This is a genomic window from Sphingomonas sp. URJC2, from assembly GCF_059803575.1.
Genome location: NZ_JAPFGX010000004.1, coordinates 18,003 through 38,123, shown reverse-complemented (window position 1 = coordinate 38,123; position 20,121 = coordinate 18,003). Strand labels below are relative to the sequence as shown.

Genomic DNA, 20,121 nt, shown 5'->3' with positions numbered 1-20,121 from the left:
CCGGCGTGATGCGTGCTGCCCTTGCCCGCCATGCGCTGCTGCCGCTCTCGCTCGCGGCTGCCTGTGCGCCGGGTGCCGCGTCTGCCGCGACCCCGGCGGCGGTGGCGGCGGCCAATGAGCTGGGCCTCTGCGTGGCCAAGGCTGATCGCGCCGCCGCGCTCGATCTGCTGCGCGTGCTGCCGCTGGGCGACGAGCCGGTTGATCCGGCGTCGCTGGCTTTGGGCCAGGCCGGGGCGTGTGCGTCCGGGGTTGCCGGGCCGGTGTCGGCGATCCTGGTGCGTGGCGGCGTGGCCTCCGACATGTTCGCGCGCGATTTCGTCGAGTTCGGCGTGCAGCCGCGCCGCGTGATCGCGGGGCTGGCGCGCATCGACCTGCCGACCGCGCTCGGGCCGGGCGGCGAGGGGGCGTCCGCTGATGTGCGCAACCTGTATCTGGTTGCCGAATGCGTCGCGCGCTCCAGCCCGACGCGCGCCGAGCAGCTGATGAAGACCGCGCTCGCCAGCAAGGCGGAAGCCCGGGTGATGGACGGTCTGGCGCCGCTGATGCAGGCGTGCCACCGCGCCGCGACGCCCGCTGCCTTCGGGCGCGCGGCGATGCGCGCGGCGATCACCCAGGCTGCCTATCATGTGTCGGCCCGTTACTGGGCCGGGGAAATGACCTTGGCGGGTCAGGCGCAAGGACGCTGAGGACGAGAAATGCCCAAAGTCACTGTTGACGGTATCGAGGTCGAGGTCCCGCAGGGGGCGACCGTGCTGCAGGCCTGCGAGGCCGCCGGCAAGGAGATCCCGCGTTTCTGCTATCATGAGCGGCTGGCGATTGCCGGCAATTGCCGGATGTGCCTTGTCGAGGTGAAGCCGGGGCCGCCCAAGCCGCAGGCGAGCTGTGCGCTGCCGGCGTCCGACGGGCAGGAGATCCGCACCGACAGCGCGATGGTGAAGAAGGCGCGCGAGGGGGTGATGGAGTTTCTGCTCATCAACCACCCGCTCGATTGCCCGATCTGCGATCAGGGCGGCGAGTGCGACCTGCAGGATCAGTCCATGGCCTATGGCCGGGGCGCGAGCCGCTTTGCCGAGAACAAGCGCGCCGTGACCGACAAATATATGGGCCCGATCATCAAGACCTCGATGAACCGGTGCATCCAGTGCACGCGCTGCGTGCGCTTTGCCGAGCAGGTGGCCGGGGTCGAGGAAATCGGCGCGATCGGTCGCGGCGAGAACATGCAGATCACCACCTATCTGGAAAAGACGCTGACCAGCGAACTGGCCGGCAACGTCGCCGATCTGTGCCCGGTGGGCGCGCTGCTGCAGCGCCCCTACAGCTTCGAGGCGCGGCCGTGGGAGCTGAAAAAGACCCCGTCCATCGACGTGCATGACGCGGTCGGTTCGGCGATCCGGCTCGACAGCCGCGGCCGTCAGGTGATGCGCGTGCTGCCGCGCATCAACGAGGATGTGAACGAGGAGTGGCTGTCCGACAAATCGCGCCACGCGATTGACGGCATGGTGCGCCGCCGGCTCGACCGGCCGTTCGTGCGCGTCGATGGCAAGCTGGTCGCGGCCAGCTGGCAACAGGCCTTTGCCACGATTGCGGCGCGCGCGGGCGGGCGGATGGCGGCGATTGCCGGCGATCTGGTCGATTGCGAGACCATGTATGCGGCCAAGGCGCTGCTGGCCGCGTTCGGCTCCGACCTGCTCGAGGGTCGGCAGACCGGCATGGATTATGACGTGTCGAACCTGGCGGCGGTCAATTTCAACTCGACCATCGCCGGCATCGAAGAGGCCGATGTCATCCTGCTCGTCGGTACCGATGTCCGGCGCGAGGCGCCGCTGGTCAACACCCGCATCCGCAAGGCGGTGCGGCGCGGCGCGCGGGTGTTCGCGGTCGGCCCGGAAACCGATCTGACCTACCGGGTCGACTGGCTGGGCAATGATCTGGCCGTGCTCGGCGCGCTGCCGGCGCATGTCGCCGACGCTTTTGCGGCCGCCGCGCGGCCGGCGCTGATCCTGGGCGGCGGCGCGCTCAAGGCCGGGGCGCTTGGTGCCGGGCTGGCGCTTGCCGGGCCGCTCGGGCTGGTCCGCGACGGCTGGAACGGGTTCAACGTGCTGCACATGGCGGCGGCGCGCATGGGCTCGCTGATGCTCGGCTTCGCGCAGAAGGGCGGCATTGCCGATATCGCGGCGGCCAATCCCGACATCGTGTTCCTGCTGGGTGCCGACGAGGTGGATTTCACCCGCTTTGCCGCCAGCCTGAAGGTCTATGTCGGGCATCATGGCGATCGTGGCGCGCATCATGCCGATGTGATCCTGCCCGCGGCCTCCTATGTCGAGAAGAGCGGCACCTATGTGAACCTGGAAGGGCGGGTGCAGCGCGGCGAGCAGGCGGTGTTCGCCCCCGGCGAGGCGCGCGAGGACTGGAAGATTTTCCGCGCCCTGTCCGACGTGCTCGGCAAGCCGCTGCCGTTCGACACGCTCGATGCGCTGCGCGCGGCGATGGTCGCCGAGGTGCCGGCGCTGGGCCGTGAGGGCGAACTGGCCGCGTTCGACTGGGCACCGCCGGCGCTTCCCGCCACGGCGTCCGGCCCGGTCGCCTATCCGATTTCCGATTTCTACCTGACCAACGCGATCTGCCGCGCCAGCCCGACCATGCAGCGCTGCTCGGCCGAGATCGTGAAGGGCGAGGTTCTTGCCGAGGCCGCCGAATGACCGCCTATTTCTCGACCCTGCTCGGCCCCGAAGCCGGCTGGTTCGTCGCCACGCTGATCGCGATCCTGCTCATCGCCTTTCCGGTGATGCTGGCGGTGGCGATCGTCATCTATTTCGACCGCAAGATCTGGGCGGCGATGGCGCTGCGGCGCGGGCCGAACGTCGTCGGCCCGTTCGGGATCCTCCAGAGCTTTGCCGACGGGATCAAGGTGTTCCTGCAGGAAACCATCATCCCGTCTTCGGCGAACAAGGGCCTATTCCTGCTCGCGCCGATCATCACCTTCACCGTTGCGCTCATTGCCTGGGCGGTGATCCCGTTCGGGCCGGAAATGGTGCTCGCCGACATCAATGTCGGGCTGCTCTACATCCTCGCCGCATCGTCGCTTGGCGTCTACGGGGTGATCATTGCCGGCTGGTCGTCCAACTCCAAATACCCCTTCTATTCGGCGCTGCGCGCGGCCGCGCAGATGGTGTCGTATGAAGTGTCGATCGGCTTTGTGCTGATCTCGGTCGTGCTGTGGGCGGGCAGCTTCCATCTGGGCACGATCATCGACGCGCAGAAGGGGCTTTACGGGTTCCTCAACGGCTTCGGCTTCAACCCGCTGCTGTTCCCGATGTGGGTGGTGTTCCTGATTTCGGCGATGGCCGAGACGGCACGCGCGCCGTTCGACCTGACCGAGGCCGAGTCCGAGCTGGTCGCCGGCTACCAGACCGAATATTCGTCGATGGCGTTCGCGCTCTTCTGGCTTGGCGAATATGCCAATGTGCTGCTGATGTGCGCGCTCAACGCCGTGCTGTTCTGGGGCGGCTGGCTGCCCCCGGTCGACTGGGCGCCGCTCTATGCGGTGCCGGGGCTCGTGTGGCTGATCCTCAAGATCCTCGTCTTCTTCTTCATCTTCAGCTGGGTGAAGGCGACGGTCCCCCGCTACCGGTATGACCAGCTGATGCGGCTGGGCTGGAAGATCTTCCTGCCGCTGTCGCTGCTGTGGGTGTTCCTGGTGTCCGGTTTCCTGATGCTGACGCGGTACGGAGTTCAAGCATGAGCGTCGCACATTTCATCAAGTCCTTCACCCTGTGGGAATTTGTGAAGGCGCATGCCCTGACCTTGAAGTATTTCTTCAAGCCCAAGGCGACGATCAATTACCCCTATGAGCGCAATCCGCTCAGCCCGCGGTTCCGCGGCGAGCATGCGCTGCGCCGCTATCCCAATGGCGAGGAACGCTGCATCGCGTGCAAGCTGTGCGAGGCGGTGTGCCCGGCCTATGCGATCACCATCGAGTCCGAACCGCGCGAGGACGGCAGCCGCCGCACCACGCGCTACGACATCGACATGACCAAGTGCATCTATTGCGGCCTGTGCCAGGAAGCGTGCCCGGTCGATGCGATCGTCGAGGGCCCGAACCTGGAGTTCGCGACCGAGACGCGCGAGGAGCTGATCTATTCCAAGCAGAAGCTGCTGGAAAATGGCGACCGCTGGGAAAGCGCCATCGCCGTCAACCTTGCCGCCGATGCGCCCTATCGCTAAGCGGCCGCCACGCATTCCGCCCGCCCGGCCGGTGCCGGGCAGGCATTTGAGCCAATCGACCGGACCCCGGCGCGTTGCCGGAACGCCCGCCACAGCAAACGCCAAAGCAAACAGGGTTTCGTCTTGATCCAGACCATCGCCTTTTACCTGTTCGCCAGCCTGGTGGTCGCGGCGGCGACGCTCACCATCACGGCGCGCAACCCGGTCCACAGCGTGCTGTGGCTGATCCTCGCCTTTTTCAACGCGGCGGGGCTGATGCTGCTGCTGGGGGCGGAGTTCATCGCGATGCTGCTCGTCATCGTCTATGTCGGTGCGGTCGCGGTGCTGTTCCTGTTCGTCGTGATGATGCTCGACATCGATTTTGCCGAGCTGCGCGCGGGCTTCACCCGTTATCTGGGCGTGGGGCTGCTGCTGTCGGTGGTGCTGGCGGCGGAGATCATCTTTGCCGTCGCGGCATGGAATGCCGGCGCAGTCGATCTGGCCAGGCGCGCCGCGCCGACGCCGGCGGACATGCCCAACATCCAGGCGGTGGGGCAGCTGCTCTACACCCGCTATCTCTATATTTTCGAGGCCGCCGGCCTTGTCCTGCTGGTCGCCATGATCGGCGCGATCGTGCTCACCCACCGCGCGCGCAAGGATTTCCGCGCCCAGCGGCCGGACCAGCAGATCCGCCGCCGGCCCGAGGATGCGGTGCGGATGGTCGATCAGCCGGTCGGGGAGGGCGTGACGCTGTGATCGGGCTTCAGCATTATCTGGTCGTCTCGGCGATCCTGTTCGTGCTCGGCGTGCTGGGGATTTTCCTCAACCGCAAGAACGTGATCGTCATCCTGATGGCGATCGAACTGATCCTGCTGGGCGTGAACATCAACCTTGTCGCCTTCAGCGCCTATCTGGGCGATCTGGTCGGGCAGGTGTTCGCCATGTTCGTGCTCACCGTCGCTGCCGGCGAGGCGGCGATCGGGCTTGCCATTCTCGTCATCTATTTCCGCAACCGCGGCACGATCGCGGTCGATGACGCCAACAGGATGAAGGGATGATCCAGCTCATCGTTTTCCTGCCGCTGCTGGCGGCGCTGGTTGCCGGCCTCGGCAACCGGATGATCGGCAACACCGTCGCCAAGGCGGTGACGACCGGCGCGCTGTTCGTGTCGTGCGGCCTGTCCTGGCCGGTGTTCCTCGGCTTTCTCGGCGGCGACGCCGAAGCGATGGTCGTGCCGGTGCTCAGCTGGATCCGTTCCGACGGCTTCGATGTCATGTGGTCGCTCCGGGTCGACACGCTGACGGCGGTGATGCTGGTCGTCATCACCTCGGTGTCGGCGCTCGTCCATCTGTATAGCTGGGGCTATATGGCCGAGGACGACAGCCAGCCGCGCTTCTTCGCCTATCTGTCGCTGTTCACCTTCGCGATGCTGATGCTCGTGACCGCCGACAATCTGGTGCAGATGTTCTTTGGCTGGGAAGGGGTCGGTCTCGCCTCCTACCTGCTGATCGGCTTCTGGTATTACAAGCCGTCGGCCAATGCCGCCGCGATCAAGGCGTTCGTCGTCAACCGCGTCGGCGATTTCGGCTTCATGCTCGGAATTTTCGGCACCTTCCTGGTGTTCGGCACGGTGTCGATCCCCGAAATCCTCGAAATGGCCCCGGCCATGGCCGGATCGACGGTCGGCTTTCTGGGCGACAGCGTCGATACGATGACGCTGATCTGCCTGCTCCTGTTCCTCGGCGCGATGGGCAAATCGGCGCAGCTTGGCCTCCACACCTGGCTGCCCGACGCGATGGAAGGGCCGACCCCGGTGTCGGCGCTGATCCATGCCGCGACGATGGTGACCGCGGGCGTGTTCATGGTCTGCCGCCTGTCGCCGCTGTTCGAACAGAGCGATGTCGCGATGACCGTGGTGACCGTGGTCGGCGCGGCGACGGCGCTGTTTGCCGCGACCGTCGGCACCACGCAGACCGATATCAAGCGCGTGATCGCCTATTCGACCTGTTCGCAGCTTGGTTACATGTTCTTTGCAGCGGGCGTCGGGGCTTATGGCGCGGCGATGTTCCACCTGTTCACCCATGCCTTTTTCAAGGCGCTGCTGTTCCTGGGCGCAGGCTCGGTCATCCATGCGATGCACCATGAACAGGATATGCGCTTTTATGGCGGGCTGCGCCGGCATATTCCGCTGACCTTCTGGGCGATGATGCTCGGCACGCTGGCGATCACCGGCGTGGGCGTGATGGGCGTGTTCGGTTTTGCCGGCTTCTATTCGAAGGATGCGATCCTCGAGGCTGCCTTTGCCAGCGGCACCGAGGCCGGGCGCGTCGCCTTTGCGATCGGCGTGTTCGCGGCGCTGCTGACCAGCTTCTATTCGTGGCGGCTGGTGTTCCTGACCTTTTTCGGCACCCCCCGCTGGGCGGCGTCGGAGCATATCCAGCATGCGGTGCATGGCGATCACGGGCACGGCGATCACGGGCATGACGCGCACGCGCATGGCGATCACGCGCACGACGCGCATCACGGCGATGCGGCGACCGGCACGGCGGGCTATCACCCGCATGAAAGCCCGCTGGTCATGCTGATCCCGCTCGTCATCCTGTCGCTGGGCGCGGTGTTTGCGGGCTTTGTGTTCCACCACAGCTTCCTGGAAGCGGAGCCGGGTGCGGCGTTCTGGCGCGGCAGCCTGGTGTTTGACACCCATCTGATGCACGCGATGCATGAGGTGCCGCTGTGGGTGAAGCTGTCGGCGACGGCGGCGATGTTCGCCGGGCTGGTGTTCGCGCTCTGGGCCTATGTCTGGGATACCAGCGTGCCGGCGCGCTTCACGGCGACGTTCCGTGGCATGTATGCCTTCTTCCTCAACAAATGGTATTTCGACGAACTCTATAACCTGCTGTTCGTCCGGTCGTCGCAGCTCCTTGGCCGCTTCTTCTGGAAGCGTGGGGACGAAGGGACGATCGACCGTTTCGGGCCGAACGGCCTGGCAGCGCTCGTGGCCGGTGTCGGCCGGGTCAGCCAGCGGGTCCAGTCCGGCTATGTCTATACCTATGCGTTCGTGATGCTGATCGGCCTCGCCGGCGCTGCGACCTGGGCGATCGCGGGGTGATTGAGAAGTGAACCAGTTCGATTTTCCGATCCTGTCGCTGATGCTCGCGGTTCCGGCCGCGGCGGCGATTGCATGCCTTTATCTCGGCGCGGCGGGAGCACGCTGGCTGGCGCTTGCCGCCACGCTCGTCGATTTCGCGCTGGGCGTCGCGCTCTGGGTCGGCTTCGACCAGGGGCAGGGTGCGCCGCAATGGCAGTATCAGGAGCATCTGCCGCTGTTCGGCCGGTTCGCCTGGTCGCTGGGCATCGACGGCATCGCGCTGATGCTGATCATGCTGTCGGTGTTCCTGATGCCGATCTGCATCCTCGCCAGCTGGGAATCGGTCACGCGCCGGGTCAGCGAATATATGGCGGCGTTCCTGTTCGTCGAAGTGCTGATGATCGGCACCTTCGCCGCGCAGGACATGTTCCTGTTCTACATCTTCTTCGAGGCCGGCCTTATCCCGATGTATCTGATCATCGGCATCTGGGGCGGCGCGCGGCGCATCTACGCCAGCTACAAATTCTTCCTCTACACGCTGCTCGGCTCGGTGCTGATGCTGATCGCAATGCTGTGGATGTCGCAGCAGGCGGGCACGTCGGACATTCCGACCCTGCTCAACCATGATTTCCCGGTCGAGGCGCAGACCTGGCTGTGGTTCGCCTTCTTCGCGTCGTTCGCGGTCAAGGTGCCGATGTGGCCCGTGCACACCTGGCTCCCCGACGCCCATGTCGAGGCGCCGACCGCCGGCTCGGTGATCCTGGCGGGCGTGCTGCTCAAGCTCGGCGGTTATGGCTTTATCCGCTTCTCGCTGCCGATGTTCCCGGAAGCCTCTGGGGCGCTGGTCGGGCTGGTGCTGGCGCTGTCGGGCGTCGCGGTCGTCTACACCTCGCTCGTCGCGCTCGTGCAGGCCGATATGAAGAAGCTGATCGCCTATTCCTCGGTTGCGCACATGGCGATCGTGACCATCGGCCTGTTCGCGTTCAACCGCCAGGGGCTGGAAGGCGCGATGATCGTGATGCTCAGCCACGGGCTGGTGTCGGGCGCATTGTTCCTTTGCGTCGGCGTGATCTATGACCGGCTGCACACCCGCGAGATCGCGCGCTATGGCGGGCTGGCGAACAACATGCCGCGCTATGCGCTGTTCTTCCTGCTGTTCACCATGGCTTCGATCGGCCTGCCGGGGACCAGCGGCTTTGTCGGCGAGTTCCTGTCGCTGATGGGCGCGTGGCAGGTGAGCACGGTGGCGACGGCGGTCTGCACCACGGGCATCATCCTTGGTGCCGCCTATGCGCTCTATTTGTATCGCCGCGTCGTGTTCGGCGTCGCGCCGAGCGAGGAGGTGGCGTCGCTGCCCGATCTCAACGCCCGCGAACTGGGCAGCCTTGCCGCCATCGGTGCGGTCGTGCTGTGGATGGGCGTCTATCCCGAAAGCTTCCTCGCGCCGATGCGGGCGGATATCGGCGCGCTCGTCGCCCGGGTCGACCGCGCGCGCCCGACCTATGAACCGCGCTGGGTCGCGGGCAAGCCGGCGGCAGCCGCGCATGGCGACAGCCATGGCGGCGGCGCTGCCGCGCACGGAGTTGGCCATTAATGACTGAAAGCCTGTTCATCACCCTGCCGGAGATCATTCTGTCTCTCGGCGCGCTCACGCTGCTGATGATCGCGGCCTTTGGCGGCGATGCCCGCACGCGGCTGATCGGCTGGCTGGCGGTGGCGCTGCTGGTCGCGGCGCTGGTCGCCGCGCTCAATCCGGGCGGCGACGCGTTTGACGGGCTGTATCGCGCCGATGCGTTTTCGGCCTTCGCCAAGGCGCTGATCTTTGGCGGCGCAGCGATTTCGGTCATCCTTGCACCCGATTTCTTCGCCCGGCGCGGTGGCGAGCTGCGCGCCGAATATCCGATCCTGATCGTGCTGTCGGCAATCGGCATGGGCATGATGGTGTCGGCGGCCGATCTGCTGACGCTGTATGTCGGGCTCGAGCTGCAAAGCCTTGCCGCCTATGTGCTCGCCAGCTTCATGCGCCGCGATGCGCGCTCGGCCGAGGCTGGGCTCAAGTATTTCGTGCTTGGCGCGCTCGCCTCGGGCATCCTGCTTTACGGCATTGCGCTGCTTTACGGCTTTTCGGGGACGACCCAGTTTGACGGGCTGGCCCGCGCCTTCGGGGCGGAGACGCTGTCGGTCGGCCTGACCTTCGGGCTGGTGTTCGCGCTGGCCGGGCTGGCGTTCAAGATCAGCGCCGTGCCGTTCCACATGTGGACGCCCGACGTCTATGAAGGCGCGCCGACCCCGGTCACCGCCTTTTTCGCCTCGGCCCCCAAGGTCGCGGCGATGGGCCTCTTGGTGCGGCTGTCGGTCGAGGCGATGGGCCCTGCCTATGAGGCGTGGCGGCAGATCATCATCTTCTCGGCGCTCGCCTCGATCGTGCTGGGCGGGGTCGCGGCGATCGGCCAGACCAACATCAAGCGGCTGCTCGCTTATTCGTCGATCAACAATATCGGCTTTGCGCTGATCGGGCTGGCGGCGGTCCAGCCGGGCCGGCCGGAAGGCGTCGCGGCGGTGATGACCTATATGGCGATCTACATCGTCATGACCATCGGCGCGTTCCTTGTCGTGCTGCAGATGCGCGATGCCGAGGGCAATCAGCTGGAGACGATTGCCAGCCTGTCGGGCCTGTCGCGCACCAGCCCGGCGCTCGCCGCCGCGATGATGCTGTTCATGTTCTCGCTCGCGGGCATTCCGCCGCTGCTTGGTTTCTGGTCGAAGTTCGTCGTGTTCGACGCGGCGGTCGCCGCCGGGCTGTGGCCGCTGGCCGCCATCGGCATCGCCTTTTCGGTGATCGGGGCCTATTATTATCTGAAGATCGTCAAGACGATGTATTTCGACGAACCGGCCCCGGCCTTTGCGCCGATGACCAACCGGGTCGAAGGGGCGCTGATCCTGGCCGGGGCGGTGGCGATTTCGCCCATCGGCTATCTGCTGATCCCGGCGGTGGGTCTTGCCAGCATGACGGCGGCAAGGGCGCTGTTCTGATCGCGCTGCGCACGGTCGAGGTCACGGCCTCGACCAATGCCGACATGATCCTGCGCGCCGCCGCCGGCGCGCCCGAGGGCGAATGGCTGCGCGCGATCAGCCAGACGGCGGGGCGCGGACGGTTGGGCCGCGACTGGGTGTCGCCGCCGGGCAATCTTTATGCGAGCACGCTGGTGCGGCTGCGTGCCGGCGATCCGCTGCCTGCGACGCTGGCGCTGGTCGCCGCCGTGGCGCTTGACGAGGTGCTGCGCGGCTGGGGGGCGCAGCCGGTGATCAAATGGCCCAACGATCTGCTGCTGGACGGGGCCAAGCTGTCGGGCATTCTGCTCGAACGCAGTGGCGAGGCGGTGATCATCGGCATCGGCGTCAACCTTGCCCATCATCCCGACGGTCTTGGCCGCGCGGTGACCAGCCTGGCTGCGGCCGGGCTGGGCGCGCCCGATCCGGCGCTGTTCCTGGCCGATCTGGCCGAGGCATTTGCCCGCTGGCTGGCGCGCTGGCGCGACGATCCGGGCGCGGTCGTGCGCCGCTGGGGCGAGGCCGCGCATCCGCCGGGCACCGCGCTCAGCGTCCGGCTGCCCGGTGCGCCGGCGCTCGACGGGCTGTTCGACGGGCTGGAAAGCGATGGCGCGTTGCGCCTGCGTCTGGCATCGGGCGATATCAGGATCGTCCATGCGGGCGACGTGTTCATGATCTGACGGCCGGGGAGAGGGTGCCGATGCTGCTCGCAATCGATGCGGGGAACACCAATGTCGTTGTCGCCCTGGTCGATCAGGGCGAGATCCGCGCCCGCTGGCGGATCGCCACCGACCCGCGCCGCACCGCCGATGAATATGCGGTGTGGCTGACGCAGCTGCTCACGCTCGAAGGGCTGGTGCGCAGCGATATCGACGCGGTGATCGTGGCCACGGTGGTGCCGCGCGCGCTCCACAATCTGCAGGTGCTGGCGAGCAAATATTTCGGCGTCGAGGCGCTGATCGCCGGGCGCGCGCCGGTCGATTGGGGGATCGAGCTGGACGTGGTCGAACCGGCGAGCGTCGGTGCCGACCGGGTGGTCAATGCCATCGCCGCCCATGCCCGCTATCCCGGCGATCTGATCGTGATCGATTTCGGCACCGCGACGACGTTCGACATCGTCGATTATACCGGGGCCTATAAGGGCGGGATCATCGCGCCGGGGCTTAACCTGTCGCTCGACGCGCTGGTCGGGGCGACCGCCAAGCTGCCGCGCATCGCGATCCGCGCGCCCGAGGATGGCAGCGTGATCGGCCGGACGACCGAGGCGCAGATGCTGATCGGCATCTACACCGGCTATCTGGCGATGATCGAAGGGCTGATCGCGCGGCTCAAAAAGCAGGTCGGCCGCCCGGTCCGGGTGATCGCGACCGGCGGGCTGGCGGCGCTGTTCCAGGATCATGATCATCTGTTCGACGCGGTCGAGCCCGATCTGACGATTCAGGGGCTGGCGATGCTGCACGCCCGCGCCCATAATGGCTGACCGCAGGCCGACCCCCGGCCGCGCGCTCCCGCACACTGGATTTGCATGACCCCCGGCAACGAACTTCTTTTCCTCGCGCTCGGCGGCTCGGGCGAAATCGGCATGAACGTCAATCTCTATGGCACCCAGGGCAAATGGGTGATGGTGGATTGCGGCGTCACCTTTGCCGATGCCGGCTATCCGGGCATCGATGTCATCCTGCCCGACCTGAGCTTCATCGAGGAGCGGCTGGACGATCTGCTCGGCATCGTGCTCACCCATGGGCATGAGGATCATATCGGCGCGCTGCCCTATCTGGCCGCCGATCTGGGCGTGCCGCTTTATGCGACGCCGTTCACCGCCGGGCTCATTCGCGGCAAGCTCGAGGAAGAGGGGGTGGCCGATCAGGTCCGCCTGCACGTCATCGACCGCGAGCATGGCCGGTTCGAACTGGGGCCGTTCGCGTTCGATTATGTGCCGCTCGCCCATTCGATCCCCGAGGGCAATGCGCTGCTGATCGAAACGCCTTATGGGCGCATCTTCCATACCGGCGACTGGAAGCTCGATGACGCGCCGATGCTCGGCACGCCGTCGACCGCCGAGGAACTGACCGCGATCGGCGACAAGGGCGTGCTCGCGCTCGTCTGCGATTCGACCAATGTGTTCAACGAGGAAGCGTCCGGGTCCGAAGGCGCGGTGCGCGCCGGGCTGGATCAGGCGATCCGCGGGGCCGAGGGGCGGGTGCTCGTCACCACCTTTGCCTCCAACGCGGCGCGGCTGGCGACGCTTGCCGATGTCGCGCGCGACACCGGGCGGCGCATCTGCGTCGCGGGGCGCTCGCTCGACCGTATCCTGAAGGTCGCCCGTTCGGTCGGCTATCTGCGTGATTTCCCCGAAACGGTCGATTTCGACGCGGCGATGAAGCTGCCCCCGCGCGAGGTGATGATCATCGCCACCGGCGGGCAGGGCGAGGCGCGGGCGGCGCTGGGCCGCATCGCGTTCGACCAGCATCCGATCAAGCTCGATGCCGGCGATCTGGTGGTGTTTTCGTCCAAGCAGATCCCGGGCAATGAAATCGCCATCGGCCGCATCCAGAATGCGCTCGCCGCGCGCGATATCCGGATGATCACCGACCGGCAGGCGCATGTCCATGTCTCGGGCCATCCCGGCCGGCCAGAGCTGAAGGCGATGTATGACTGGATCAGGCCGGAGATCATCCTGCCCGTCCATGGCGAGCGTCGCCACATGGCCGAACAGGCGCGGTTCGCACTCGATCAGGGCGTGCCGCGTGCCATTGTGCAGGAAAATGGCCAGATGGTGCGGCTCGCCCCCAATGGCCCGGCGATCATCGGCCATCACCGCGCCGGACGGCTGATGCTTGACGGCGATGTCATCCTGCCCGCCGATGGCGCGACGATGCAGGAACGGCGGCGGATCGCCGCTTATGGCCAGATTTCGGTCGCCATCGCGCTCAATGCCAGCGGCCGGCCGGTCGGCGAGGCGCAGGTGCGCGTGCAGGGCGTGCCGGTTGAGGAAGACAAGGATGATTTCCTGATCGAGGCCGCCGAGGCCGCGAGCGAGGCCGCACGCGGCGCGCCGCGCGAGCTGGACAAGCTGCGCGAGGCGGTGCGGCTGGCGGTGCGGCGCAAGGCGGTCGAATGGACCGGCAAGAAGCCGATCGTCGATGTGCTGATAATCACCCTCTAGAGCGACCGATCCGATTTCATCGGATCAGTCACTCTCGGCCTTTAATTTACGCATTTTCCGAGTCGCCGGGTGATTCAACCCGGCTCGAAAATGCTCTAGAGCGACCTTTGCGATGCGCTGGACTTCGATACTTGCGATCTATCTGCTGTTCTGGGCGATGAGCGTGTTTCTCGTCCTGCCATTTGGCGTGCGCACGCATGACGAGGCCGGGGTGGAGAAAATCCCCGGTCAGGCGGACAGCGCCCCGGCCAATTTCCGTGTCGGCCGGTTCGTGCTGCGCACCACCATCCTGTCGGCGGTGCTGTTCGGCCTCTATTACGCCAATTACGTCAATGGCTGGATCGGGCCGGAGGATGTCGATTTCATCCGGCCGCCGGCGGACTGAACCCGCCGGCGCAGCGTTCAGGTCCGCAGCCGCTCAATGGCTTGGGCGAGCGCGACATAGAGCTTGCCCATATCGGCGCTGAGCAGCGTCACGCCGATCTGGGCGCCCTCGCGCGTTGCCAGCACATGGCGCAGCATCGCCTCGAAATCATGGATGTAGCGATTGACCTGATCGCGGAATTCGCCGTCGGCCTCGTAGTGACGCAGGATCTCGCGCGTCTCCCCGGCTTCGAGCAGCCGCACCGCGCGGCGGGTGAACACGCCGCGATCCCCCTTCAGATAGGCGGCCCAGGCGCTGTCGGTGACTTCGCTCGACATGATCTTGGCGACGTCGATGGCAGTCGAGTTCAGCGCCTCGATCAGCAGCGAGGCGCGGCGGGCAAAGCTTTCGCGGTGGCTGTCCTCGGCCGCATCGCGCGCCTTGTCGAGCCGCGCTTCGAGCAGCTGGGTGCTGTCGGTGACGGCGGCGATCTGGCGGCTCAGTCGGTCTGACGCATAATTTGCCGCCTCGACCGCATGTTCGGCGGCCTTGGCGAGTGCGGCGATCTGCACTTCGACGCGGTGGCCGAGCGCCTGGCGCACCGCATCCGATCCGGCCTCGGCCATTGCCGCAGCGGCTTCGGGCACGACCCGGTCGAGCGTTTCGCGCGCCCGCTCGGCCGCCTGAGCAGCGGCATCGCGGACGCGGAGCATCACGCCGACCAGCTGCTGGCCCGCGCCATCGGCAAGATCGGCGATGCGGTCGCGCGCCGCGCCCACCGTTTCGTCCAGCTCGCCGGCCGATTTGCGGCTGGCGGCCAGCTGCCGTTCGGCGCTGAGGCCGAGCAGTTCGATCGCCTCGCGCTGCTGTTCGAGCAGCTTTTCGGTCTGGGCGAGCCGGTCGAGCGCCTGCGTCGCCCCGGCCTCGATGGCTTCGATGCCCGGCGACATGGCGGCGATCCGGTCGCGGCTGGCGCTGCTATACTGGTCGAGACGGCCAAGCGCGGCCGGCAGCGTCTCGTCAATCTCGCGCGCGCTCGCGTCGAGCGCGGTCAGCAGCGTCTCGGCCCGCGCGACAAAGCTGTCGGCAGCCGCGTCGGCATCGGCAAGCCGCGTCGCCAGCGTCTCGGCATGGCCGCTCAGCCCGGCCAGCGCCTCCGCCAGCCTTTCGGTTTGGGCGGTGCCGTCGGTCGCGATCCGGCCAAGGCGGGCCTCGATTTCGGCAAGACCCGATTCGAGCCGTTCGACCAGCGCGCGGCCGGTGCCGTCATGCGCGGCGAGGCCGGTGCCGAGCGAGTCAATGCCGGCGGCCAGTTCCGCCAGCCGCCGGGCCAGATCCTGCGCGGTTTCGGCGCCGGTGCGGTCGAGCGCGCCGCGCGCCTGTTCGATCATCGCGAGCATTGCCGCGCCCTGCGTCTCCATGCTGCGCCGCGCTTCGTCGAGCGCGTCGGCGGCACGGGCAAGCGCGGCATCGACCGCACCGCCCATGCGCCCGGCGGCGCTGTCCAGCCGTTCGCCGGCATCCTTGCTCGCCGCGTCCATGCGTTCCAGATGCGTCGCCAGCCGCTGCGCCGCGCCCGATGCCACCTGATCGGCCTCGCGCCCGCGTGCGAGCAGGGCGGAGAGCTGTGCTTCCAGCGCGCCGGCCTGTTCGAGCGCGCCGACGCCCGCTTCCTGCAGCGCCGCGCTCAGCTGGCGGGTCTGGGTCTGGGCGCGGGGCAGGCTGTGCATCAGCGCGGTCAGATCGCTGCGCGCGGCATCGGCGGCGGCCTTCAGCCCTTCGGCCTGGCGGGCCATTTCCTGCGCCTCGCCGCGCATCCCGGCGGTCAGCGCCGCCAGCCGCCCGGTCGCATCATCGCCCAGCCGCAGCATATGTTCGGCCTGGATGGCGAGTGCCTCGCGATTGGCCTCCAGTCGCGCGGTCAGCTCCGACACGCGATAGTCGAGCGCCGCCGCCTCGGCCCGCATGCGCCGTGCGGTGTCGGCAAAGCGCAGCGATTCGGCGCGGCTGGTGCGCAGCAGCGCGAGGAACAGCACGCCGAGCAGCGCCAGCGGCGCGCTCCACAGGGCGATCAGCCCGGCCAGATCGGCGGGCGTCAGGCCCCCGGCGGACAGGCGCGGGGCCGCGCTCCACCCGGCAAAGCCCAGCCAGCCCAGCGCGAGCGCCCCGGTCAGCATGGCAGCCCCCCGGCCCGGCGGCGGCGCATCGGCCGCCATGGCATCGGCATCGTGCCCCGGTCCGGCATCGTGCGCGGCGCTGTCCGCCACCTCGATCACCCGATCATCCTGTTGTTCTTCATGCTGCTGGTCCGGCCGGAGGCCGACGATGTTCGCCCCGCTCATCGCGCCTGTTTACCAGCTTTTCACGGCTTGAGAACAAGCCAGTCGCCCCGTGCCTGCATGGCGGCCGACGGACGGCCCCGGGCGGCTTCTTAAACGAAGTGTTAACGCCCGGCGCGTTAGTCTTGGACCATGTCCTACGAACCCTCCGCCCTCGAACTCGCCCTTGCCGCCGCCGTCGGCGACGATCCCGGGCTGGTGGCCGAGCTTCGGTCGGCGTTCATCGACAGCGCGGCGCGCCATGCCGAGGCGATGGCGCGCGCGCGCAGCGATGCCGAATGGCAGGAAGCGACGCTGCGCCTGAAAGGGCTGGCGGCAAGCTTCGGCGCCGGGCGGTTGATCGAGCTGGCCGACGAGGCTGCCGCCGCGCCGCGCGGCGATGCCGAGGCGCTGGCCGCGATCGAGCGCGCGCTGGTCGTGATGGGCGTGCAATAACCGGGGCAGCGAAGGGGCAAGACGCTGCGCGCCCTTTGCGCGGCGTGCCAGAAATGCCTAACGCGGGGCCATGCACGGGCCGACTGCCGGACTGATCATCGCCAATGAAGACGCCGACGACGCGCCCGGGCTGCGCGCCGAACTGTCGGTGACGGGGCAAAGCGTTGCCGAACATCAGGCGCGGCTGCTGGCGCGTGCCGGGCTGCGCCACATCGTCATCCATGCCGAACGGCTGACCGCCGGGCTGGCGGCGGCGGTCGACCGGCTGCGCCGCGACGGGCTGGCCATCGACATCGCCCGCTCCGCCGCCGATCTGGCCGACCGGATCGGGCCGGATGCGCGCGTGCTGCTGATCGCCGACGGGCTGGTGACCGAGCCGGCGGCGGCGGCGGCGCTGCTGCGGCTGCCCGGCCCCGCCATCCTGACCCTGCCCAACCGGCCCGAACATCAGCAGCATGAGCTGATCGATCCCGGCGCGCGCTGGGCCGGGCTGATGCTCACCGATCAGGGCGCGATCCGCCAGACCGTGCAGATGCTGGGTGACTGGGATTTCTGTTCGACGCTGCTGCGCCGGGCGGTGCAGGCCCATGCCACGCAGGTCGATCTTGCCGCAATCGCGCCGATGCCCCTGCTGGTGACCGCGACCGATCCCGAAACCGCGCTCGCGGCCGAAGCCGGGCTGGCGGCGCGCGCCGTGCAGCACCCGGCCGGGCTGGTCGACCGGCATCTGTTCGCGCCTTTGGTCGGCCGGCTGGCCGCGCCGGCGATGGCGGCGCGGATCGATCCCGTCTGGCTGCGGCTGGGCATGGTGACGGCGTGGTGCGCCGCGGCGCTGCTTGCCCTTGGCGGCTGGCCGGGGGCGGGGCTGGTGCTGATGATGGCTGCCGGGCCGTGCTGGTCGCTGGCCCGGCATCTGGCGGCGCTGGGCCAGCGCGCCGGGCGGGCCGATGGGGAATGGGCGATGGCGCGCGCCGGGGCGGCGGCGCTGGCGCTGCTCGCGCTTGGCTGGGCGCGGTCGGGCGGGGTGGACGGGCTGGCGGCGGGCTGGACGCCGCTGACGCTCGCGCTGACCACGCTTGCGCTTGTTGCCGCGCTGCTCGGCCATCTCCACTGGCTGGGCCCGCCGCCGCGCCGGCCGCTCTGGCTCGCTGAGCCGGACAATATGATCTGGCTGATGGCCCCCTTTGCCATGGCCGGCTGGTGGGAGGCAGGGCTTGCCGCTATGGCCGCCCATGCGCTGGCGAGCCTGCTGGCCGTGCAGCGACTGGCCGCGCCCGGCGGCTCTGGCTGACGCGCCTGTGGCGGGCCGGGATGCGCCGGACGCGCGCCCCGGCCTGCCGGTCAGGCCATCAGTTCCACGGCCATGGCGGTCGCTTCGCCCCCGCCAATGCACAGCGAGGCAAGGCCGCGCTTCTGGCCATGGCGGCGCAGCGCGGCGAGCAAGGTCGCCAGGATGCGCGCGCCGCTGGCCCCGATCGGATGGCCGAGCGCGCAGGCCCCGCCATGGATGTTGACCACATCATGGGCAAGACCAAGGTCGCGCATCGCGATCATCGCCACGACCGCGAATGCCTCGTTCACCTCGAACAGGTCGACATCGCCGGCGCGCCACCCGGCCTTGTCGAGCGCCTTTTGCATCGCCGCCACCGGGGCGGTGGTGAAGCGTGCCGGCTGATGGGCATGGGCGGCATGGGCGACGATGCGGGCAATCGGCGTCACGCCCAGCCGGTCGGCCACGCTGGCGCGGGTCAGGACCAGAGCCGCCGCGCCGTCCGAGATTGACGAGGCATTGGCCGCGGTGATCGTGCCATCGGCGGCAAAGGCGGGGCGCAGCGTCGGGATCTTCGCCGCATCGCCCTTTTGCGGCTGTTCATCGAGACTGACCGTCACCTTGCCCTTGCGCCCGGCAATCTCGACCGGGACGATCTCGTCATCGAACGCGCCGCTCGTCTGGGCGGTCTGGGCGCGGGTGAGCGAGGCGATGGCATAATCATCCTGCGCGGCGCGGCTGAACTGATATTCGCCCGCCACCTCCTCGGCGAACGCGCCCATCAGCTTGCCCGGCTCATAGGCGTCTTCCAGCCCGTCCAGATACATATGGTCGAACATCCGGTCATGGCCGATGCGCGCGCCGCCGCGATGCTTGGTCATCAGATAGGGGGCGTTGGTCATGCTCTCCATGCCGCCGGCGACGATCAGGTCGACCGAACGGGCGGCCAGCGCTTCGGCGGCCATGATCGCGGCCTGCATGCCCGAACCGCACATCTTGTTGACGGTCGTCGCCTCGACCGACTGGGGCAGGCCGGCATGGAGCGCCGCCTGCCGCGCCGGGGCCTGGCCCAGCCCTGCGGGCAGCACGCAGCCCATATAGATGCGCTCGACCGCATCGCCCGGCACGCCCGCACGGGCGACCGCCGCGCCGACCGCCGTCGCCCCCAGAATGGGGGCCGCCACGCCGCTCAGCGCGCCCTGAAACCCGCCCATCGGCGTGCGCGCATAGGACAGGATGACGATCGGATCGGTGGCATTGGGATCGGCGGACATGGTGCGGACCTCGTGGCTGGAACGGTGGATTTTGCGTTCCCTTGCGGGCGATCCGGGGCGATTTCAAGCATCGCCGATACGGCGGCGCTGGCGGCGCGGCCATCACCGTCAATCGACCTTTGCCGGCAAAGCGGGTAGCAGCCCCGGCCATGGACGTGAGCGGCGCAGCGGTGGGAGCGGGGGCGGGGGCCGTGCTGGGGGCGATTGCGGGATCGTTCCTCGCCACCGCCGCGCTGCGCTGGCCGGCCGGGCGTTCGGTCGCCGCTGGCCGGTCGGCGTGCGATGCCTGCGGGGCGGTGCTTGCCGCGCGCGATCTGGTGCCGCTGGTCAGCTTTGCCGTGCAGCGCGGGCGCTGCCGGGCCTGTGGGGCGCGCATCGATCCGCGCCATCCGGCGATGGAGGCGCTGTGCGCGCTGATCGGGGCGGTGGCGCTGGGCGTCGCGCCCGGCCTGGACGGGCTGGGCGGGGCGCTGTTTGGCTGGCTGCTGGCGCTGCTCGCGCTGACCGATCTCGATCATTTCTGGCTGCCCGACCGGGTTACGGCGACGCTGGCGCTGACCGGCCTTGCCTGGGGGGCGCTGGGCGCGCCGCCCTGGCCCATCGACCGGGTGATCGGGCTGACGGTGGGCTATCTGGGGCTGGCGGCGATCGGCCTTGGCTATCGGCTGGTGCGCGGGCGCGACGGGCTGGGCGGCGGCGATCCCAAGCTGCTGGGCGCGATCGGGGCCTGGCTGGGCTGGGCGTTGTTGCCGCAGCTGCTTGTGCTCGCAGCTCTTGCCGGGCTGGCCGCCGCCTTCATCCTGTGGCGGCGCGGGATCGCGGTCGGCGCGCAGACAAGGCTGCCGTTCGGGACGCTGATGGCGCTTGCCGCATGGCCGCTCTGGGTGTTCGCCACCGCGCTCAACTGAGCGCGGCGGTGATCAGGGGAGGA

The 20,121-nt window shown here is 68.3% G+C and carries 18 protein-coding genes; 16 read left to right on the top strand and 2 right to left on the bottom strand.

What is annotated here, in order from left to right; translation table 11 throughout:
- The first annotated feature begins 5 nt into the window (after positions 1 to 5).
- The 13 genes from OPU66_RS03060 (at position 6) to OPU66_RS03000 (ending at position 13,893) form a co-directional block, all read left to right on the top strand.
- Positions 6 to 686: a hypothetical protein gene (locus OPU66_RS03060; RefSeq protein WP_498552141.1), complete on the top strand. Its 681-nt coding sequence runs from the start codon at positions 6 to 8 to the stop codon at positions 684 to 686.
- 9 nt (positions 687 to 695) lie between these two features.
- Positions 696 to 2,699: an NADH-quinone oxidoreductase subunit NuoG gene (gene nuoG, locus OPU66_RS03055; protein WP_498552140.1), complete on the top strand. Its 2,004-nt coding sequence runs from the start codon at positions 696 to 698 to the stop codon at positions 2,697 to 2,699.
- Positions 2,696 to 3,742 (top strand): NADH-quinone oxidoreductase subunit NuoH, encoded by a 1,047-nt coding sequence (gene nuoH, locus OPU66_RS03050; protein ID WP_498552139.1) that lies wholly within the window; start codon positions 2,696 to 2,698, stop codon positions 3,740 to 3,742. The genes nuoG and nuoH overlap by 4 nt, the downstream gene beginning before the upstream one ends.
- Positions 3,739 to 4,224 carry an NADH-quinone oxidoreductase subunit NuoI gene (gene nuoI, locus OPU66_RS03045; protein WP_160592560.1) on the top strand — a complete coding sequence of 162 codons (486 nt, stop codon included), beginning with the start codon at positions 3,739 to 3,741 and terminating at the stop codon, positions 4,222 to 4,224. Before nuoH ends, nuoI begins: the two co-directional genes overlap by 4 nt.
- A gap of 123 nt (positions 4,225 to 4,347) precedes the next feature.
- A complete protein-coding gene (locus OPU66_RS03040) occupies positions 4,348 to 4,959 on the top strand; it encodes an NADH-quinone oxidoreductase subunit J (RefSeq protein WP_498552138.1) in 612 nt (203 codons plus the stop codon).
- Complete coding sequence (nuoK, locus tag OPU66_RS03035) at positions 4,956 to 5,261, top strand: NADH-quinone oxidoreductase subunit NuoK (protein WP_160592562.1); 306 nt, start codon at positions 4,956 to 4,958, stop codon at positions 5,259 to 5,261. Before OPU66_RS03040 ends, nuoK begins: the two co-directional genes overlap by 4 nt.
- Positions 5,258 to 7,312 carry an NADH-quinone oxidoreductase subunit L gene (gene nuoL / locus OPU66_RS03030; protein WP_498552137.1) on the top strand — a complete coding sequence of 685 codons (2,055 nt, stop codon included), beginning with the start codon at positions 5,258 to 5,260 and terminating at the stop codon, positions 7,310 to 7,312. Before nuoK ends, nuoL begins: the two co-directional genes overlap by 4 nt.
- 7 nt (positions 7,313 to 7,319) lie before the next feature.
- Entirely contained in the window at positions 7,320 to 8,885 is a 1,566-nt protein-coding gene (locus OPU66_RS03025) for an NADH-quinone oxidoreductase subunit M (protein ID WP_498552136.1), read from the top strand.
- The gene (gene nuoN / locus OPU66_RS03020) at positions 8,885 to 10,324 is read left to right on the top strand and encodes an NADH-quinone oxidoreductase subunit NuoN (RefSeq protein WP_498552135.1); all 1,440 of its coding nucleotides are present in this window, start codon (positions 8,885 to 8,887) and stop codon (positions 10,322 to 10,324) included. Before OPU66_RS03025 ends, nuoN begins: the two co-directional genes overlap by 1 nt.
- Complete coding sequence (locus OPU66_RS03015) at positions 10,324 to 11,022, top strand: biotin--[acetyl-CoA-carboxylase] ligase (protein WP_498552222.1); 699 nt, start codon at positions 10,324 to 10,326, stop codon at positions 11,020 to 11,022. The genes nuoN and OPU66_RS03015 overlap by 1 nt, the downstream gene beginning before the upstream one ends.
- 20 nt (positions 11,023 to 11,042) lie before the next feature.
- Positions 11,043 to 11,822, top strand: a complete 780-nt coding sequence (locus tag OPU66_RS03010) for a type III pantothenate kinase (protein ID WP_498552134.1) — start codon at positions 11,043 to 11,045, stop codon at positions 11,820 to 11,822.
- Between the two features lie 45 nt (positions 11,823 to 11,867).
- Positions 11,868 to 13,508 carry a ribonuclease J gene (locus tag OPU66_RS03005; RefSeq protein WP_498552133.1) on the top strand — a complete coding sequence of 547 codons (1,641 nt, stop codon included), beginning with the start codon at positions 11,868 to 11,870 and terminating at the stop codon, positions 13,506 to 13,508.
- 112 nt (positions 13,509 to 13,620) lie between these two features.
- Entirely contained in the window at positions 13,621 to 13,893 is a 273-nt protein-coding gene (locus OPU66_RS03000; protein WP_498552132.1) for a DUF1467 family protein, read from the top strand.
- A gap of 17 nt (positions 13,894 to 13,910) precedes the next feature.
- Here the strand turns inward: OPU66_RS03000 and OPU66_RS02995 are convergent, their stop codons facing one another.
- Entirely contained in the window at positions 13,911 to 16,214 is a 2,304-nt protein-coding gene (locus OPU66_RS02995; protein WP_498552131.1) for a coiled-coil domain-containing protein, read from the bottom strand.
- Positions 16,215 to 16,343: 129 nt separating this feature from the next.
- Here OPU66_RS02995 and OPU66_RS02990 point away from each other — a divergent pair, with 129 nt between their 5' ends.
- Both OPU66_RS02990 and OPU66_RS02985 read left to right on the top strand, forming a co-directional pair.
- Positions 16,344 to 16,646, top strand: a complete 303-nt coding sequence (locus OPU66_RS02990) for an Hpt domain-containing protein (RefSeq protein WP_498552130.1) — start codon at positions 16,344 to 16,346, stop codon at positions 16,644 to 16,646.
- Between the two features lie 70 nt (positions 16,647 to 16,716).
- Positions 16,717 to 17,937, top strand: a complete 1,221-nt coding sequence (locus tag OPU66_RS02985) for a hypothetical protein (RefSeq protein WP_498552129.1) — start codon at positions 16,717 to 16,719, stop codon at positions 17,935 to 17,937.
- A gap of 50 nt (positions 17,938 to 17,987) precedes the next feature.
- On the opposite strand, the gene OPU66_RS02980 is transcribed toward OPU66_RS02985, so the two are convergent.
- On the bottom strand, positions 17,988 to 19,190 hold the full coding sequence (locus OPU66_RS02980) for an acetyl-CoA C-acyltransferase (protein WP_498552128.1): 1,203 nt from the start codon (positions 19,188 to 19,190) through the stop codon (positions 17,988 to 17,990).
- A 155-nt stretch (positions 19,191 to 19,345) separates the two neighbouring features.
- Between OPU66_RS02980 and OPU66_RS02975 the strand changes: the two genes are divergently transcribed.
- A complete protein-coding gene (locus tag OPU66_RS02975; protein WP_498552127.1) occupies positions 19,346 to 20,098 on the top strand; it encodes a prepilin peptidase in 753 nt (250 codons plus the stop codon).
- Positions 20,099 to 20,121: the final 23 nt, after the last annotated feature.

Excerpts from the sequence above, each read along its gene's own strand:
- nuoG (WP_498552140.1), top strand. The coding sequence starts at position 696 with ATGCCCAAAGTCACTGTTGACGGTATCGAGGTCGAGGTCCCGCAGGGG.
- nuoH (WP_498552139.1), top strand. The coding sequence starts at position 2,696 with ATGACCGCCTATTTCTCGACCCTGCTCGGCCCCGAAGCCGGCTGGTTC.
- nuoI (WP_160592560.1), top strand. The coding sequence starts at position 3,739 with ATGAGCGTCGCACATTTCATCAAGTCCTTCACCCTGTGGGAATTTGTG.
- nuoL (WP_498552137.1), top strand. The coding sequence starts at position 5,258 with ATGATCCAGCTCATCGTTTTCCTGCCGCTGCTGGCGGCGCTGGTTGCC.
- nuoN (WP_498552135.1), top strand. The coding sequence starts at position 8,885 with ATGACTGAAAGCCTGTTCATCACCCTGCCGGAGATCATTCTGTCTCTC.
- OPU66_RS03010 (WP_498552134.1), top strand. The coding sequence starts at position 11,043 with ATGCTGCTCGCAATCGATGCGGGGAACACCAATGTCGTTGTCGCCCTG.
- OPU66_RS03005 (WP_498552133.1), top strand. The coding sequence starts at position 11,868 with ATGACCCCCGGCAACGAACTTCTTTTCCTCGCGCTCGGCGGCTCGGGC.
- OPU66_RS03000 (WP_498552132.1), top strand. The coding sequence starts at position 13,621 with ATGCGCTGGACTTCGATACTTGCGATCTATCTGCTGTTCTGGGCGATG.
- OPU66_RS02995 (WP_498552131.1), bottom strand. The coding sequence starts at position 16,214 with ATGAGCGGGGCGAACATCGTCGGCCTCCGGCCGGACCAGCAGCATGAA.
- OPU66_RS02990 (WP_498552130.1), top strand. The coding sequence starts at position 16,344 with ATGTCCTACGAACCCTCCGCCCTCGAACTCGCCCTTGCCGCCGCCGTC.
- OPU66_RS02985 (WP_498552129.1), top strand. The coding sequence starts at position 16,717 with ATGCACGGGCCGACTGCCGGACTGATCATCGCCAATGAAGACGCCGAC.
- OPU66_RS02980 (WP_498552128.1), bottom strand. The coding sequence starts at position 19,190 with ATGTCCGCCGATCCCAATGCCACCGATCCGATCGTCATCCTGTCCTAT.